Raw genomic sequence first — 16086 nt, 5'->3', positions numbered from 1 at the left:
GTCGGCAGCGGTGACCGGAGCGCGGCGTCGTCGGCGAGGGGCGGCCGCGACCTCTGGTCAAGCCGTCTCCCCACCGGATGGAAAGCAGGTGCTGCCGTCGGTTCGGGACCGGTGGTCGGGACAGTCGGTGGGCGGCGCGTCGTCCTCGGCCTGCTCGGCGAACGGCCCGCTCAGGGGGCGCGCAGCACCGGGACGCCCGGGAGGCGGCGGTGCATGACCGCCACGGACTCCGGGTTGCTGTCCACCAGCACGAACCGGCGGTCCAGGGCGGCGCAGACCGCGCCGGTGGTCCCGGAGCCGGCGAAGAAGTCGAGCACCCAGTCACCGGGGCGCGATGACGCCGTGACGATGCGCCGCAGCACCCCCTCCGGCTTCTGGGTGGGGTAGCCGGTCTTCTCCCGGCCCGTGGGGGAGACGATCGTGTGCCACCACACGTCCGTGGGCAGCTTGCCGCGGGCGGCCTTGGCCGGGCCCACGAGACCGGGGGCCATGTACGGCTCGCGGTCCACGTCCTCGGAGTTGAAGTGGTAGGCGTCCGGGTCCTTCACATAGACCAGGATGGTGTCGTGCTTCGCGGGCCAGCGCTTGAGCGTGCGCGCCCCGAAGTCGTAGGCCCAGACGATCTCGTTGAGGAAGCACTCCCGCCCGAACAGGGCGTCCAGCAGGATCTTCACGTAGTGCACCTCGCGGTAGTCCAGGTGCACGTACAGGGTCCCGTGGCTGGCGAGCACGCGCCGGGCGTGCAGCAGCCGGGGCTCCAGGAAGCCCAGGTAGTCCGCGAAGGAGTCCTCGTAGCGGCGCAGGCTGCCGAGCACCGTCTCGTAGGAGCGGCCCGCGAAGCCCACGCGGTCGCCCTCGCCCGCCGCACGATGGATGGAACGGGTGGTGCGCCGCACCTGGTCCCGGCCCGTGTTGAACGGGGGATCCAGGTAGATCAGGGAGAAGCTCTCGTCCGGCAGCGACTCCAGGACCGTGAGGTTCTCACCGGCCACCACGGCACTGACGCCCTGCGGGTCGAACGCGAAGGGCGCCCGCGCCGTCATCCGCCTCAGTCCTGGGCGGCGGGGGAGTTCTGCTCGCCCTGGGCGGGCCGGTTCTGACCCGAGGGACGGCGTCGCCGACGACGCCGCTTCGCCCCGGTTCCCGAGTTCTCCGTGGACTTCTCGCGTGGAGCCCGGGTGGAGTCCTCGCGGGAGCCCTCACCGCCGGCCTTCTCGCCAGCGGAGCCGTCCCGCGAGCGCTCGCCCGAACGGCCGGGGCCATCCGAGCGACTGCGGCCCGAGCCCCCGGAGCGGCTACGGCCGGAGCCGCCGCCGGAAGTGCCCGAGCGACGTCGTGACCCCGAGCCGTCGCGCGAGCCGCCCGGGGAGCGCTTGTCGCCGCGCGCCGGGCGGGCGTCGCCCAGGTCCTCGAGCTCCTCGCCGGCGAGGCCCTCGAGCGTGCGCTGGGAGCGGGGCAGCTTGCCCTTGGCCGTGCGCGGGATGTCGAGGTCCGTGTAGAGGTGCTCGGAGGATGAGTAGGTCTCCACGGGCTCGGGGATGCCGAGATCCAGGGCCTTGTCGATCAGCCGCCAGCGGGGGACGTCGTCCCAGTCCACGAACGTGATGGCCGTGCCCTTGTTGCCTGCGCGCCCGGTGCGGCCCGTGCGGTGCAGGTAGGTCTTCTCGTCCTCGGGGCACTGGAAGTTGATGACGTGGGTGACGTCCTCCACGTCGATGCCGCGGGCGGCCACGTCCGTGGCGACCAGCACGTCAACCTTGCCGTGGCGGAAGGCGCGCAGCGCCTGCTCACGGGCACCCTGGCCGAGGTCCCCGTGCAGGGGAGCGGCGGCGAAGCCACGGTGGATCAGCTCGTCCGCGAGCTTCGCGGCTGCGCGCTTGGTGCGCGTGAAGATGATGCTGCGTCCGCGGCCCTCGGCCTGCAGGATGCGCGCCACCACCTCATCCTTGTCCAGGTGGTGTGCGCGGTAGATGACCTGGCGGATGTCCTTCTTGGTGGTGCCCTCGTCCGGGGCGGCCGCGCGGATGTGCATCGGGTGGGTCATGTAGCGGCGCGCCATGGCGACCACGGGGCCCGGCATGGTGGCCGAGAACAGCATGGTCTGTCGCACCTCGGGAACGCTCGCGAGCAGCTTCTCGACGTCCGGGAGGAAGCCGAGGTCCAGCATCTCGTCCGCCTCGTCCAGTACGACCATGCGCACATGGCTCAGGTCCAGGTAGCGCTGCCGGCTGAGGTCGATCAGGCGCCCGGGGGTGCCCACCACGACCTCCACGCCCTTCTCCAGCTCGGCGATCTGCGACTCGTAGGGCCGCCCGCCGTAGATCGTGGCCACGCGGGCGTTGCGGGTCTTCGCGGCGATCGCGAGGTCGCTGCCCACCTGCACGGCGAGCTCACGCGTGGGGACCACGATCAGGGCCTGGGGGGCGCCAGGCTTCTTGAGCTGCTCCCACCCGGCGTCGTCCCGCCCCACGGCGCGCTGCAGCGCGGGGATGCCGAAGCCGAGGGTCTTGCCCGTGCCGGTCTTGGCCTGGCCGATGATGTCCTGCCCGGACAGCGCGATGGGCAGCGTCATGGCCTGGATGGGGAACGGGGAGGTGATGCCGTGGGCGGCGAGGGCGTCCACGATGTCCTGGCGGACGCCGAAGTCCGCGAACGTGGTCTCGGCCACGGGCTCGGCGGTCTCGACGGCCTGGGTCCCGGCCTCGTCGAGCTCGGGGGCTTTGTCCTGCGGTGTTGCGGTGATGTCGGTCACGAAAGTCCTTCACGGGTTGGCGCGGGGCACGAACCGCGGTGTCCGCTGCCGAGTCCGTCCTGGTGGACGGGCGGCGCGGGCCGGGGGCCGCCGCGCGGTGAGAGGAAGCCGATCGTGAAACGCACCCCGTCCGAGCGCTCTGCGGAGGGCGCTGGGGCTCTCCGGGCGGGATCCTCGAAAACGGGTGACAAGTGAACGTGACGGTCTCGTGGGACGACCGGTCATCCTGGCAAACAGTCCCAGTGTACCTGCTGCACGCACGATGCCCCCGGACGGGAGGTCCGGGGGCATCGTGCGGCGGGTCCTGGTGGTGGCGCCGGGCGGCGTCGGGCGTCCCAGGGCGTTTGAGCGGATCAGCCGAGGGGCAGCGGCGTGAAGCCCACCTTGCGCTTGGTCTCCTGGCCGGTCTCCACGTAGCCGATGCTCGCGGCGGGGACCACGGTGGTGCTGCCCTTGGTGTCCTGGAGCACGAGCGGCGTGCCGGACTGCAGGGCCTCGCTGACCTTGGCCTGGACCTCCTCCGCGCCGAGCTCCGAGTTCACGACGAGCTCGCGGGCCACGTTCTGGATGCCGATCTTGATTTCCATGGCTTGCCTCCTGCGACGGCGCGCGCTCACCGCGCGCCGGTGGGTGTCCTGTGTGCCGGACTCGGTGCCACCTCCGGGGCGGCGTGCCGTGTCAGGCGTGATCGTCGCCGCTCAGTCTAGGAGCCGCCTCGGCCCGGTCCTCGTCGAGCATCCTGATTCCGCCCCAGGCTAAACGGAAAACCTGCTCCTGCACCTCCTCCCGGGGGCCGGAGTCCGGGTGGTTGACCCAGAACACCGCGGAGGACTGCACCATGTGCACGAGACCGCGGGAGAGCAGGGTGGCCTGCAGCGCGGGGATGCCCGCGTTGGGTCCCAACAGGGCTGCCACGGCCTCCGCGACCCGCTCGTAGAACTCGTCCAGCTGGGCGGCAACCTCCGGGAAGGACATCAGGTCCGCGGAGAACACGAGCTTGTGGGCCACGGGGCTGGTGCACACGAAGCCGAAGTGCGTGTCGATCACGTTGCGCACCCGCTCCTTGTCCGTGTCCGCAGCGGACAGGGAGGCCTCCAAGCGCTCGGAGAGCTCCCGGAGCGTGAACTCCACGAGGCCGAGGAACAGCTCACGCTTGCCGGGGAAGTGCTGGTACAGCACGGGCTTGGACACACCCGCCGCCGTGGCGATCTCGTCCATGGACGTGGCGTGGTAGCCGCCCTCGGAGAAGACCCGCAGGGCGGTGCTGAGCAGCTGCTCCCGACGCTGGTCCCGGCTCATCCGGCGTGCTCGGGGGTGCTCGGAACGGCTGCGCGCCTCGCCGAGATCGGTCGCGTTCATGGGGTCCTCCTCCGGTCCGGGCGGCACGCCCGTGGTGTCGTCATCCCGCGGCACGCGGTCGGGGGGTGTCTGAGGAGGATCGTTCAGCGGGGGGTTCCTGTGCTTCCCCTGCGGTGCTGGGTGAACCGACCTCCAGGCCGTACAGCGCTTCCAATCCGGTGATGTACTCGTCCGCGCGGCCCTCGGCGGCGAGCTGGCGGGCCCGCACGGTGGGCGTGTGCAGCAGCGAGCGCACCATGCGGCGCATGGCCAGCTCGATCTGCTCTTCCGCACCCGTGCAGCCGTGGTGGGTGCGGACCTTCTTGAGCTCCGCGTCCAGCACGGACATGGTGTGCTTGCGCAGTGCCACGATCGCCTCGTCCATGCCCCGTGCGCTGCGGGCCGCCTCGAAGCGCTGGGCCGCGTGATCCACGATCTCCCGCGCGGCACTCACGGACTCGAGGGTCTCCTCGGGTGCGGCCACGCGCACGGACTCCAGGGTGATCAGTTCCACCTCGGGCAGGTCCGCGACGGCGGGGTCGAAGTCCCGCGCCAGGGCGAGGTCGACCACCGTGCGGGGCCCCTCCGGGAACACGTCCGCGGGCATGGGCGCCGAGCCTCCGGAGCAGCCGATGACGACGTCGGCCCGGCGCAGCGCCGCGGGCAGCTCCACCTGCGTGACGGGGGAGCCGCCGCGCTGGTCCGTAAACTGCTGGGCGCGCCCGGAGCCGGAGTAGACCTCGATGTCCGCGCAGCCTCGGTCGCGCAGGGCAGCCATGGTGGCGCCGGCATAGGCGCCGGTGCCGAAGACCAGGGCGCGGCGGCGGGGCCACTGCCCGGGGGTGATGTCATCCGCGAGGTCGAGGGCCACCGAGACGATGGACCGGCCGCGCTCACCGAGCGCGGTGCGGGTGCCCACCTCGCGCGCGGTGCGGGCGGCGGCCTCGAAGAGCTGGACGAGGTGGGGGGAGGCGGTGCCGGACTGGCGGGACTGGTTCAGGGCGCGTCGCACCTGACCGGTGATCTCCCGCTCGCCGACGACGGCGGACTCCAGCCCGGATACCACGGTGAAGAGGTGGCGGGGCACGCCCTCACCCTCGTGCGCGTCCATGGTCTCGAGTACGAAGCCCGCGTCCAGCCCGCAGCGTTCGGAGATCCGTTGGGCAACGTCCTGCTGGGCCCGGTGCACGAGACCGGGGGCCTCACCCGGGACCTCGCCGTAGAACTCCAGCCGGTTGCAGGTGGACAGCGTCACGGCGCCCGCCAGCGCTCCCGTGGAGACGGCGTCCTCGGCCACACCGAGGGCTCCGGTGCTCAACCGGGCAACAGTGTTGAGGTCAACGGATCGGTGGGATGCGACAAGACAGAAGAGAACCACAATCAAGCCATCCTAGACGAAGTCGATGCGCTACGCCCAGCATAGCCACGGGCGGCCCCTGGGCCCGGAAGGGCAGCCCCTCGACTCGGGCAGGCGGGCGGGCCCGGCACCGGGCGGGACGAACAGTCCGTCACCAAAACTCCCAGGTCTCCTTTGGCACAATGGGGAGCACTATGGCTTCCCAGATCGAGCGCGACGGCGACCACCGCGACCCCCTCAGCAGCGAGACCCCCGCCGCGGCCGCGCCAACCGTGGCGGACGGCACGGGCGGGTCCCGCCGGGCCGCGCCAGGACCGGGCACGCCAGGCCCGGACGCGGCAGGGGTGCACGAGGCAGTCTGGGCGCGGCGCCTGTCCCGCGTGCCGCAGGGCCACCCGCTGCACGGCACGGTCCGTGACTCCGCTCTCATCCGCACGCTGTGCGCCCTGCCGGTCCCGCACACCCCCGTGTGGTTCATGCGTCAGGCGGGCCGCTCCCTGCCGGAGTACCGCGAGGCGCGCCGAGGCACGGGGATGCTCGAGGCGTGCCTCGACCCGGCCCTCGCGGCGGAGATCACGCTGCAGCCGGTGCGCCGCCACGGCGTGGACGCCGCCATCTTCTTCTCGGACATCGTGGTTCCCATGAAGCTCGCGTCCGTGGACGTGGACATCGTCGCCGGGCGCGGCCCGGTGCTGGCGCATCCGGTGCGCACCGCCGCGGACGTCGCCGCCCTGCCCGAGCTGCCGGACGCGGCCCTGGACCCGATCCGCGAGGCTGTGTCCCGCACCGTCGCGGAGCTCGGGGACACCCCTCTGATCGGCTTCGCGGGAGCCCCGTTCACCATTGCCGCCTACGCGGTGGAGGGCGGGCCGTCCCGGGACCACCTGCGGCCGCGCACGATGATGCACGCGGACCCCTCGGCCTGGAACGCCCTGGCGCAGTGGGCGGCCCGCACCTCCGGGGCGTTCCTGCGGGCGCAGGTCGAGGCCGGGGCGAGCGCCGTGCAGCTGTTCGACTCATGGGCCGGCTCCCTCTCGCTCGCGGACTACGAGCAGCACGTCCGGGCGCACTCTGCGCAGGCGCTCGCGGCGGTCGAGGACCTCGGCGTGCCCCGGATCCACTTCGGCACCGGCACGGGGGAGCTGCTGGGTGCCATGCGCGACGCCGGTGCGGACGCCGTGGGCGTGGACTACCGGATCCCGCTGGACGAGGCCTCCCGGCGGCTGGGGGAGCGTACCGTGGTGCAGGGCAACATCGACCCCGCCCTGCTGGGCGCACCGCGGGAGGTCCTGCACGAGCACACCCGGGACGTCCTGCGCCGCGGCCGCACCGCACCCGGACACGTGGTCAACCTGGGCCACGGTGTTCCCCCGGAGACGGACCCGGACGTGCTGAGCGAACTCGTGACCTTCATCCACAAGGAGACCCGGTGACAACTTCCTCCGGTGAGAAACGGCGCACCCCCAGGCGCCCTCGGACCGCACTCGTGGTGGGTGGCGGCGTGGCGGGTCTCACGGCCGCACGCGATCTCGCCGCGGCGGGGCTGCGCGTGACCCTGGTGGAGGCCTCCGACCACTTCGGCGGGGCCGTGGGTGCACACCAGGTTGCGGGACTCGTGCTGGACTCCGGCGCCGAGTCCTTCGCCACCCGTTCCACCGCCGTCCCGGAGCTGCTGGACGAGCTCGGTCTCGCGGACCGGGTGGTCACCCCGGACCCGGCGGGCTCTTGGCTCTACCTGCCCGAGGGCGCCATCCCCGCACCGCACTCGGGCGTGCTGGGGATTCCCGCGGATCCCTCCGACCCCGAGCTGCGCGTCCCCCTGGGACGCGCCGGACTCGCGCGGGCACGGCTGGACCGGGTGCTGCCCGCGACCGTGGGAGCCGGCGAGCGCACCGTGGGCGGTCTCGTGCGCGCCCGCATGGGTCAGCGCGTCGTCGACAGGCTCGTGTCCCCGTTCGTCTCCGGCGTCTACTCCATGCACCCGGACCGTCTGGATGTCGACGCCGTCGCGCCCGGTCTGCGCAGCAGACTGCGAGAGCTCGGCAGCCTGGGGGCCGCGGCCGGCGCGCTGCGCGAAATCACCCCCGCCGGCTCGAACGTCGCGGGGCTCGACGGCGGGATGAATCTGCTGAGCGAGCGCCTGGTGGACGACGCCGAGCGGCTGGGCGTCAAGCTCGTCACCCGCTACGACGTGATCGCGCTGGACCGCGATCCCCGCCGGCCGGGCTGGATGGTCATCCAGCGCCAGCCCATGGACGGGGACAAGACGGCTGTGGCGCGCGGCGAGCTGCTCGTGATGGCCACGGACGGGCCCACCGCGGTGCGGCTGATGGGCAGCCACATGCAGGACGCCCAGAACTACACCCCGCGCCCCGGCCCGCGCATTGCGCTGGCCACGCTCGTGCTGGACTGCCCCGCCCTGGACCCCGCGCCGCGCGGCACGGGGCTGCTCGTGAGCGAGGACGTCCGAGACGTCAGCGCCAAGGCGCTGACCCACGCGAGCGCCAAGTGGAAGTGGGTGGCACGGGAGGTCGGCGAGCACCGTCACGTCCTGCGGCTGTCCTACGGCCGTGCGGCGCAGCGCGGCTCCGGCCCCTCCCCGGAAGTGGCGCTGGAGGACAAGCACCTCATCGCCCTGGCCCTGGGGGACGCCAGCACGCTGCTGGGGGTCCCCATCGAGCCGGAGCAGCTCGTGGGTGCGGACGTCGTGCGCTGGCACGCGGCGCTGCCACGCACGGATGCGGGGCACAGCGCCCGAGTCACGGGCTTCCGCCGGGCGCTGAAGGAGATCCCGGACGCCGCCGCCGTGGGCGCGTGGCTGTCCGGAACGGGTCTCGCGGCGGTTGTCGCGGACACCCGAAAGCAGGTCCGCACGCTGCTGGAGCACCACGGCTACGACACCGGCACCCCCTCGGGGAGCGCGGGTACGAGCCCGCACTAGGCACCGCGGTGCGCGGGCGGCGTCGTCGTGGGCAATGGTGCTCTGACGGCACCGCGAGCGCGGCGCGGACGGGAAGAGAACAGGACGTGGAAAGGAACGCGCAAGATGAGTGAGCACGCAGCGAAGACACAGGAGCACGGCGGCCAGAAGGCCGCGCCGGGCGGCGAGGACAAGCTCTACTGGTCCCAGTACACGGTGCTGGAGCGCACGGGGGACCGGTCGCAGAACGCGGACTCGGCGGCCAACAGGGAGAGTTTCGACACACTCGTGGCGCGGCTGGCGGAGCGGGACGTGGTCGTGCGGGGCGTGTACGACGTCTCCGGGATGCGCGAGAGCGCGGACCTGATGCTCTGGCTGACGGGCAGGAAGCCGGACGCCCTGCAGGCCGCCGTGCGCGAGCTGCGCCGGGAACCGCTGGTGGCCGGCACCCGCCAGTCCTGGAACGCCATGGGCGTGCACCGCGAGGCCGAGTTCACCTCGAACCACTCGCCGGCCTTCGCCCGGGGTGCAGAGCCCAGGGACTGGGTGTGCGTGTATCCGTTCGTGCGCTCCTACGACTGGTACTACATGAACCCCGAGCGCCGCGGCGAGATGCTCAAGAACCACGGCATGAAGGCGCGCGACTACCCGCAGGTGCTCGCGAACACCATCGCGTGCTTCGGGCTCAACGACTTCGAGTGGCTGCTGGCGCTGGAGGCCCCGGAGCTGGTGGACCTCGTGGACGTGATGCGCCACTTCCGCAACACCGAGGCGCGGCTGCACGTGCGCGAGGAGACCCCCTTCTACACGGGCCGCCGGATCCGCACGGACGAGATCGGAGAGGTCCTCGCCTGAGATGACTGAGACCCGCAACGACCAGACCAATGCCCTGAGCGCGGCGCGCAGCGCGCGGCCGCACGAGTTCCAGGCCCTGATCCTCTCGTCCTTCGGCGGACCCGAGGGCCAGGAGGACGTCATCCCGTTCCTGCGCAACGTGACGCGCGGGCGCGGCATCCCGGATGAACGGCTCGAGGAGGTGGCCACGCACTACCGTGCCAACGGCGGTGTGAGCCCCATCAACGCCCAGAACCGTGCGTTGCGAGACGCCCTCGAGGCGGAGCTCGCGCGGCGGGGGATTGAGCTGCCTGTGCTGCTCGCCAACCGCAACTGGGACCCGTACGTGGCGGACGTGCTGCGTGAGTGCCACGAGCGCGGTTACACGGACCTGCTGGTGATGGCCACGAGCGCCTACTCGGGCTACTCCAGCTGCCGCCAGTACCGAGAGGACTACGGCGTGGGACTCGAGGAGACCGGGCTGCAGGACGTCATGCACGTGGAGAAGATCCGGCAGTACTACGACTCCGAGGGTTTCCTGCGCCCCTACGCGCGCAACTTGCGCGACTCGCTGCAGGCCCTGCGCTCCCGCACGGACGGCGGGCTGCGGGTGCTGTTCACCACCCACTCGGTGCCCATGACGGACGCCAACGCCGCAGGCCCGCAGCGCATGGACTTCGAGGGGGACTCCGCCTACGTGGCCCAGCACCTCGCGGCCGCGCGCTGGATCGTGGAGCAGGTGGGGGAGGAGATGGCCGACGTCGAGTGGGAGCTGGTCTACCAGTCCCGTTCCGGGCCCCCGTCCACGCCGTGGCTGGAGCCGGACATCTGCGACGTCATCGAGTCGCTCCCCGAGCAGGGCGTGACCGGCGTGGCCGTGGTGCCGCTGGGCTTCGTCTCCGACCACATGGAGGTGATGTGGGACCTCGACACCGAGGCCCGAGACGCCGCCGCCGAGGCGCAGCTCGAGTTCGAGCGGATCCCCACTGCGGGAACGGACCCCGAGTTCGTGGCCGCTCTGGTGGACCTCGTGGAGCAGCGGCTGGGGACCCCCACCGCACCGCCGCGAGTCTCCGCGTGCTCCCGCGGCACGTGGTTCGACGAGTGCGCTCCCGACTGCTGCGTGAAGGTGCTGCACGGGCGGGACGAGCCCCGGCCCACGATCGCCCAGCGGCCGCAGGGGGAGCCCATCCCCGTGGACCTGGACACGGACGGCGGGGTGGTCCTGCGGTGAGCGCCGGCGTCTTCACCGTGGGCACCCGAGGCTCCCAGCTCGCGATGACCCAGACCCGCTGGGCGGCGGATGCGGTGACCCGCGCGAGCGGTGTGGCGCACGAGGTCGTCACGGTGCGCACCGAGGGGGACGTCCTCACAGGTCCCCTGTCCCAGCTGGGCGGCACCGGCGTCTTCGCGACCGCCCTGCGCTCGCGCGTGCTGGACGGGGACGTGGACCTCGCGGTCCACTCCCTCAAGGACCTGCCCACGTCGGATGTCGAGGGACTCGTGGTCGCCGCGCTGCCCGAGCGCGAGGACCCGAGGGACGCCCTGTGCGCCCGGGACGGCCTCACCCTGGAGGAGCTCCCCGAGGGTGCGGCTGTGGGGACCGGCTCGCCGCGGCGCGTGGCGCAGCTGCGGGCCCTGCGCCCGGACCTGCGCATCGTGGACATCCGCGGCAACGTGGGCACGCGGCTCAACCGCGTGGCACCGGCGGACCCGGGGGACCCGGGGGACCTGGATGCCGTCGTGCTGGCCGCCTCCGGACTGATCCGGCTGGGACTCGAGGGACGGATCACCCAGTACCTGGATCCGCACCTGATGCTCCCCGCCCCGGGGCAGGGAGCGTTGGCGCTGGAGGTGCGTGCGGACCTGGACCCGGACACAGAGCTGGCCCGCGGCCTGGCCGCCGTGGACCACCTGCCCACGCGCCTGGCGGTCACCGCGGAGCGCACTGTCCTTGCCACGCTCGAAGCCGGTTGCGCGGCCCCGGTGGGCACGTACGCGCGCCTCGTGGACGGTGTCCTGGAGCTCGAGGTGGTCGTGGCCGACCCGGATGGCTCCGAGGTCATGCGGCACGCGGCGTCGCTTCCGGGTGCTGACCTCGAGGGCGCCGCCGCCCTGGGTGCGCACGTGGCCCAGGAGCTGCTGGGCAACGGTGCCGGACGACTGGCGCGGTTGAGCCTGTGACCCCAACGCGCGTGCTCATCACCCGCGATCCCGTCGCTGCGCGCGAGCTCGCCGCCCTGCTGCGGGAGCGGGGCCACGAGCCGTACGCGTCCCCGATGCTGGAGGCGCAGCTTCCGGCGGACCCCTCCCAGCTCGCCGCCCTGCTGCGGCAGGCTGTCCACCCGTCCGTGCCCACCTGGCTGTGCGTGACGTCGGCCACCACCGTGGCCGCGCTCGACGCCGTTGCGGAGTCACCGGACTGGGGGGCTCAGCTGGAGGCGGCGCGCGCAACGGGCCTGCTCCGCGTGGCCGCAGTGGGAGATGCAACCGCCCGGGCGCTGGGGGAGTACGGTGTGGGGCTGGACTTCGTGCCGTCCCGCGTCCAGAGCGCGTCGGGAATGCTCGCGCAGTGGCCCGAGCGTCCTGGCGCACACCCGGGTGAGGGCGCTCGGGAGGCTCACCGCGCGTCCCGGCAGACGGGCGAGACGCCGCTGGCGCTCGTTCCCGTCTCGGCCCTCGGCTCGGACACCCTGGGCCAGGGTTTGCGCGAGCGGGGCTACGACGTGCGGCGGGTGACCGCGTACGAGATGGTACCCGTGCCCGCCCGACGGCCCGTGCCCCGCCGCCGTCCCGAGCCCCTGGCCGGGAACACGCCTGCCGGAGAACAGGCGAGCGAGGAACCGGCAGCGGTGGGGCCGACTGGCGCGGAGCCGGTGGTCGAGGAGCTGGCTCCGGGGGCCGCCCGGGCCGCCTGTGTGGCGGGTGGGGTGGCGGCGGTGGTGGTCACGGCACCGTCGCGGGCCGCCGCACTGCTCGACGGGCAGCGGCCCGCCGCCGACGTCGCATGGGTCGCGATCGGCGAGCCCACCGCCCGCGCGCTGCGGGAACGGGGCCTGAGCCCCGTGACCGCCACCTGGCCGACGCCGCGGGACCTGGCGGACGCGGTCGACGCCGCGCTCGGCACCGCACGACCCGACGGCCGCACCACGGCCGAAACAGACGCACGACCAACGACCTGCACCGACACGGATCAGGAGAACGAGAAGATGAACGACGACGAGATGTCCTACAACCTGGTGGCGCGCCCGCGCAGGCTGCGCACCACCCCCGCCATGCGCCGGTTCGCGGCCGAGACGCGGGTGACGCCCTCCGAGCTGATCCTGCCGGTCTTCGTCAAGGAGGGGCTGAGCGAGCCGCAGCCGCTCGCGTCCATGCCGGGCGTGGTCCAGCACAGCATGGACTCGCTGAAGCGCGCGGCCGCGGAGGCCGTGGAACTCGGCCTCGGCGGCTTCATGATCTTCGGTGTCCCCGAGACCCGCAACGCGGTGGGCTCGGCGGCGCTGGACCCGGAGGGGATCCTCAACCGCGGCATCCGTGCCGTGAGGGAAGAGGTGGGGGACGAGATCGTGGTGATGTCGGATCTGTGCCTTGACGAGTTCACGGACCACGGCCACTGCGGCGTGCTGGACGGGCAGGGCCGCGTGGACAACGACCGCACCCTGGAGATCTACGGTCGCATGGGCGTGGTGCAGGCGCAGGCCGGAGCGCACATGGTGGCTCCGTCCGGGATGATGGACGGTGAGGTGGGCGTGATCCGTGCCGCGCTGGACGCAGCCGGGCAGCAGGAGACCTCGATTCTCGCCTACAGCGCCAAGTACTCCTCCGCCTTCTACGGACCGTTCCGCGAGGCCGTGGACTCCACGCTCACGGGGGACCGCAAGGCCTACCAGATGGATCCCGCCAACCGCCGCGAGGCCCTGCTGGAGATGCAGCTGGACCTCGACGAGGGCGCGGACATGGTCATGGTCAAGCCGGCCATGAGCTACCTGGACATTCTGCGCGAGGTCGCGGACGCCTCCCCGGTGCCGGTCTCCGCGTACCAGATCTCCGGGGAGTACGCGATGATCGAGGCCGCCGCCGCGAACGGGTGGATCAACCGGGACGCCGCTGTGCGGGAGTCCGTGCTGTCCATCAAGCGCGCGGGCGCGAACTCAATCCTGACCTACTACGCCACGGAGCTCGCGCGGTGGTTCCGTGACGAGAACGGCCGGTAAACGCACGAGCGCCGCGCGTGGGTCTGCCGCGCCACGGTGTCCCCGGGAGCCGCTCCCGGCGAAAGGAATGAAGTGATCTCATGAGTGTTTCGCAAGAACTGTTCGACCGCGCCCGTCGGGTGATGCCCGGGGGAGTGAACTCCCCCGTGCGCGCGTTCAACTCGGTGGGCGGCACCCCGCCGTTCATCGCCGCAGCAAAGGGCCCCTACCTCACGGACGTGGACGGCCGGGAGTACGTGGATCTCGTGTGCTCGTGGGGTCCCGCCCTGCTGGGCCACGCCCACCCCGTGGTGACCGAGGCCGTGCACGAGGCCGTGGAGCGTGGGCTGGGCTTCGGTGCCTCGACCCGCGGGGAGACCGAGCTCGCGGAGCTCGTGGTGGACCGCGTGGCACCTCTGGAGGAGATCCGCATGGTCTCCACGGGCACGGAGGCCACCATGACGGCCCTGCGCCTGGCCCGTGGCTACACCGGGCGGGACCTCGTGGTGAAGTTCGCCGGCTGCTACCACGGCCACGTGGACTCCCTGCTCTCCGAGGCCGGTTCCGGGGTGGCCACCCTCGCCCTGCCCGGTTCCGCCGGAGTCACGGCCGCCACGGCCGCCCAGACGCTCGTGGTGCCCTACAACGACCTCGCCGCCCTCGAGGCCGTCTTCGCCGAGCACCCGGGAGAGATCGCCGCCGTCATCACCGAGGCCGCCCCCTGCAACATGGGCGTGGTCACCCCGGCGAACGAGTTCAACGCTCAGATCCGGCGTCTCACGCAGGACAACGGCGCCCTGATGATCCTCGACGAGGTCCTCACGGGCTTCCGTGTGCACGAGGCCGGCTACTGGGGACTGAGCAACGAGCACGGCGAGGACTGGGCCCCGGACCTCTTCACGTTCGGCAAGGTCATCGGCGGGGGACTGCCCACTGCCGCACTCGGCGGACGCCGAGAGATCATGGAGCACCTGGCGCCCACGGGTCCCGTCTACCAGGCGGGCACGCTGTCCGGGAACCCCGTGGCCATGGCCGCGGGCCTCGCCACCCTGAAGCTCGCGGACCGGATCGCGTACCAGACCATCAACCGGCGCTCGGAGCAGCTGCGCGCCGGGCTGCGCGAGGCGTTCGACGCCGCCGGGCTCGACTACTCGCTCCAGGAGGCGGGCAACCTCTTCTCCGTGGCGTTCGGCACCCGCGAGCACGGCGTGCACGACTACGCGGACGCCAAGGCGCAGGAGAGCTTCCGCTACACCCCGTTCTTCCACGCGATGCTCGATGCCGGGGTCTACCTCCCGCCCTCGGTCTTCGAAGCCTGGTTCCTCTCCGCGGCCCACGACGACTCGGCGATGGAGCGGATCCTCTCGGCACTGCCCACCGCCGCGGAGGCCGCTGCCTCCGCGCAGCCGCCGCAGGACTGAGCGGGCACCCCGGGCCGCCGCACACGGTGGCCGCGAGGATGTGACAACGGCGCGGCCCCTTCACGGGGTGCCGCGCCGTTTTTCTCTCGGCAGGTCGGCAGGTCGGCAGGTGGTCAGGTCGGCAGGGCAGCGGGGCCGTTTGAGCCAGCGGGTCAGCGGGCAGCGGGGTCACCAGGGTGCTCGGAGCGGAGGTGCCCAGAGGCGCGGGCGACTCGGCGCGGCCGTGACCAGGGCGCGGGTGCGCGGGGCGGAGGACGTCAGGGGCGCGGGTGCACGGGCCAGGTGCCGTCCACCACGGCGGCTGGATCCTTGCGCCGGAAGTACTCCTGCAGGGAGGCGGCCTGTTCGGCGGCCCACCCGATCTGCTGCTCGTGCAGCCGGGCGGCGGGCTGGCGCAGCTCGGCGAAGCGCGTGGCGAGCGCGGTGGCGAGGCGCTCGGTGGCGAGGGCGTCCGCGGCGGAGGTGTGGGCGGCGTCGAGCACCACGCCGTACTCCTCGCACAGCGCGCCCAGGGTGCGCTTGCCGCGGCGATAGCGGTGCACCTGCTTGTTGAGAACGAACGGGTCGAGCACGGGCAGCGGTGCGGGCGCGGTGAGGCCGTGGCGTTCGTTCTCACGCGCGAGGACCGTGAGGTCGTAGGCGGCGTTGAAGGCGAGCACCGGCACACCGTGGTCCCAGAGCCCGGCGAGGACGTCGTCGAGCTCCGCGGTGACCTCCGCGGCGGGGCGGCCCTCCGCGCGGGCGCGCTCGGTGCTCACGCCGTGCACCGCCGCGGCCTCCTCGGGGATCTCGACCTCGGGGTCCGCAAGCCACTCCCACTCCCGCAGCACGTCCCCGGAGGGCGAGACCAGCACCACGGAAGCCGTCACGATACGCGCCTGCTGCGGGTCCCGGCCGGTGGTCTCCAGGTCGAAGCACGCGCGGGGACCGTCGGTCCACGACGAATCCGGGTCCACGAGGGTGCCCTCGAGCGGGTTCACGGCGGCGCCACTGAGCGGTGCGCCCGTGGCGGGCGGTTGCGGGGAGCCGACGACGTCGGGCGCGGCGGTGCCGTGCGGCGCCAGGTCCCGGGGCGCTTCTGCGGGAGCCGTCGGCGCGGCGTCCACCTGCGGGGAGTTGACGTGCGGTGCCTCGAACAGGGCGGGCTGGTCAGGGAGCGCCGGTTCCGGGGCCGGGTCACCGGCGCTGGCCGGCGGCGTGGGCGCGTCGAAGAGCGCGGGCTGGTCGGAGTCCTCGGGACGGTGCGCGGAAGCCATGACCTCACGGTA

General features: G+C 72.7%; 13 protein-coding genes and 1 pseudogene. 8 read left to right on the top strand and 6 right to left on the bottom strand.

The annotated features are described in order from the left end of the window. Positions 1 to 170: 170 nt before the first annotated feature. The 5 genes from ABD264_RS03750 to ABD264_RS03730 all read right to left on the bottom strand — a co-directional run bounded on the left by ABD264_RS03750 (position 171) and on the right by ABD264_RS03730 (position 5468). Entirely contained in the window at positions 171 to 1043 is an 873-nt protein-coding gene (locus ABD264_RS03750; RefSeq protein WP_144942069.1) for a DNA-methyltransferase, read from the bottom strand. 5 nt (positions 1044 to 1048) lie between these two features. Continuing rightward, positions 1049 to 2752 (bottom strand): DEAD/DEAH box helicase, encoded by a 1704-nt coding sequence (locus ABD264_RS03745; RefSeq protein ID WP_344204333.1) that lies wholly within the window; start codon positions 2750 to 2752, stop codon positions 1049 to 1051. A 353-nt stretch (positions 2753 to 3105) separates the two neighbouring features. Further along, positions 3106 to 3339, bottom strand: coding sequence for a DUF3107 domain-containing protein (locus ABD264_RS03740; RefSeq protein ID WP_055086565.1), 234 nt, complete (start codon positions 3337 to 3339; stop codon positions 3106 to 3108). 91 nt (positions 3340 to 3430) lie between these two features. Continuing rightward, entirely contained in the window at positions 3431 to 4111 is a 681-nt protein-coding gene (locus tag ABD264_RS03735; RefSeq protein WP_290499631.1) for a TetR/AcrR family transcriptional regulator, read from the bottom strand. Positions 4112 to 4151: 40 nt separating this feature from the next. Continuing rightward, on the bottom strand, positions 4152 to 5468 hold the full coding sequence (locus ABD264_RS03730) for a glutamyl-tRNA reductase (protein ID WP_145009579.1): 1317 nt from the start codon (positions 5466 to 5468) through the stop codon (positions 4152 to 4154). 173 nt (positions 5469 to 5641) lie between these two features. Between ABD264_RS03730 and hemE the strand changes: the two genes are divergently transcribed. The 8 genes and pseudogenes from hemE (at position 5642) to hemL (ending at position 14818) form a co-directional block, all read left to right on the top strand. Beyond that, the gene (gene hemE / locus ABD264_RS03725) at positions 5642 to 6880 is read left to right on the top strand and encodes a uroporphyrinogen decarboxylase (RefSeq protein ID WP_344204327.1); all 1239 of its coding nucleotides are present in this window, start codon (positions 5642 to 5644) and stop codon (positions 6878 to 6880) included. Next, entirely contained in the window at positions 6877 to 8388 is a 1512-nt protein-coding gene (hemG, locus tag ABD264_RS03720) for a protoporphyrinogen oxidase (protein ID WP_144942077.1), read from the top strand. The genes hemE and hemG overlap by 4 nt, the downstream gene beginning before the upstream one ends. 105 nt (positions 8389 to 8493) lie before the next feature. Then, positions 8494 to 9222 carry a hydrogen peroxide-dependent heme synthase gene (gene hemQ, locus ABD264_RS03715; protein WP_144942079.1) on the top strand — a complete coding sequence of 243 codons (729 nt, stop codon included), beginning with the start codon at positions 8494 to 8496 and terminating at the stop codon, positions 9220 to 9222. A gap of 1 nt (position 9223) precedes the next feature. Continuing rightward, positions 9224 to 10435 (top strand): ferrochelatase, encoded by a 1212-nt coding sequence (locus tag ABD264_RS03710; protein WP_344204321.1) that lies wholly within the window; start codon positions 9224 to 9226, stop codon positions 10433 to 10435. Further along, positions 10432 to 11385, top strand: a complete 954-nt coding sequence (hemC, locus tag ABD264_RS03705; RefSeq protein ID WP_344204318.1) for a hydroxymethylbilane synthase — start codon at positions 10432 to 10434, stop codon at positions 11383 to 11385. Before ABD264_RS03710 ends, hemC begins: the two co-directional genes overlap by 4 nt. Further along, positions 11382 to 12287 (top strand): annotated as a pseudogene (locus ABD264_RS03700) (uroporphyrinogen-III synthase); the annotation flags it as partial. The gene hemC and the pseudogene ABD264_RS03700, both read left to right, overlap by 4 nt. A 138-nt stretch (positions 12288 to 12425) precedes the next feature. Then, a complete protein-coding gene (gene hemB, locus ABD264_RS03695; RefSeq protein ID WP_344204561.1) occupies positions 12426 to 13418 on the top strand; it encodes a porphobilinogen synthase in 993 nt (330 codons plus the stop codon). A gap of 80 nt (positions 13419 to 13498) precedes the next feature. Continuing rightward, entirely contained in the window at positions 13499 to 14818 is a 1320-nt protein-coding gene (hemL, locus tag ABD264_RS03690) for a glutamate-1-semialdehyde 2,1-aminomutase (protein ID WP_145009558.1), read from the top strand. Between the two features lie 257 nt (positions 14819 to 15075). On the opposite strand, the gene ABD264_RS03685 is transcribed toward hemL, so the two are convergent. Then, positions 15076 to 15774 carry a 3'-5' exonuclease gene (locus ABD264_RS03685; protein ID WP_144942204.1) on the bottom strand — a complete coding sequence of 233 codons (699 nt, stop codon included), beginning with the start codon at positions 15772 to 15774 and terminating at the stop codon, positions 15076 to 15078. Positions 15775 to 16086 lie beyond the last annotated feature (312 nt).

The sequence above is a fragment of the Kocuria salsicia genome, from assembly GCF_039532055.1.
Classification (GTDB): Bacteria; Actinomycetota; Actinomycetes; order Actinomycetales; family Micrococcaceae; genus Kocuria; species Kocuria salsicia.
This window is presented reverse-complemented; position numbering and strand designations above follow the sequence as displayed.

Bases quoted from the DNA above. Each gene is read 5' to 3' on its own strand.
- ABD264_RS03750 (WP_144942069.1), bottom strand. From the start codon at position 1,043: ATGACGGCGCGGGCGCCCTTCGCGTTCGACCCGCAGGGCGTCAGTGCC.
- ABD264_RS03710 (WP_344204321.1), top strand. From the start codon at position 9,224: ATGACTGAGACCCGCAACGACCAGACCAATGCCCTGAGCGCGGCGCGC.
- ABD264_RS03740 (WP_055086565.1), bottom strand. From the start codon at position 3,339: ATGGAAATCAAGATCGGCATCCAGAACGTGGCCCGCGAGCTCGTCGTG.
- ABD264_RS03735 (WP_290499631.1), bottom strand. From the start codon at position 4,111: ATGAACGCGACCGATCTCGGCGAGGCGCGCAGCCGTTCCGAGCACCCC.
- hemQ (WP_144942079.1), top strand. From the start codon at position 8,494: ATGAGTGAGCACGCAGCGAAGACACAGGAGCACGGCGGCCAGAAGGCC.
- hemB (WP_344204561.1), top strand. From the start codon at position 12,426: ATGTCCTACAACCTGGTGGCGCGCCCGCGCAGGCTGCGCACCACCCCC.
- hemE (WP_344204327.1), top strand. From the start codon at position 5,642: ATGGCTTCCCAGATCGAGCGCGACGGCGACCACCGCGACCCCCTCAGC.
- hemL (WP_145009558.1), top strand. From the start codon at position 13,499: ATGAGTGTTTCGCAAGAACTGTTCGACCGCGCCCGTCGGGTGATGCCC.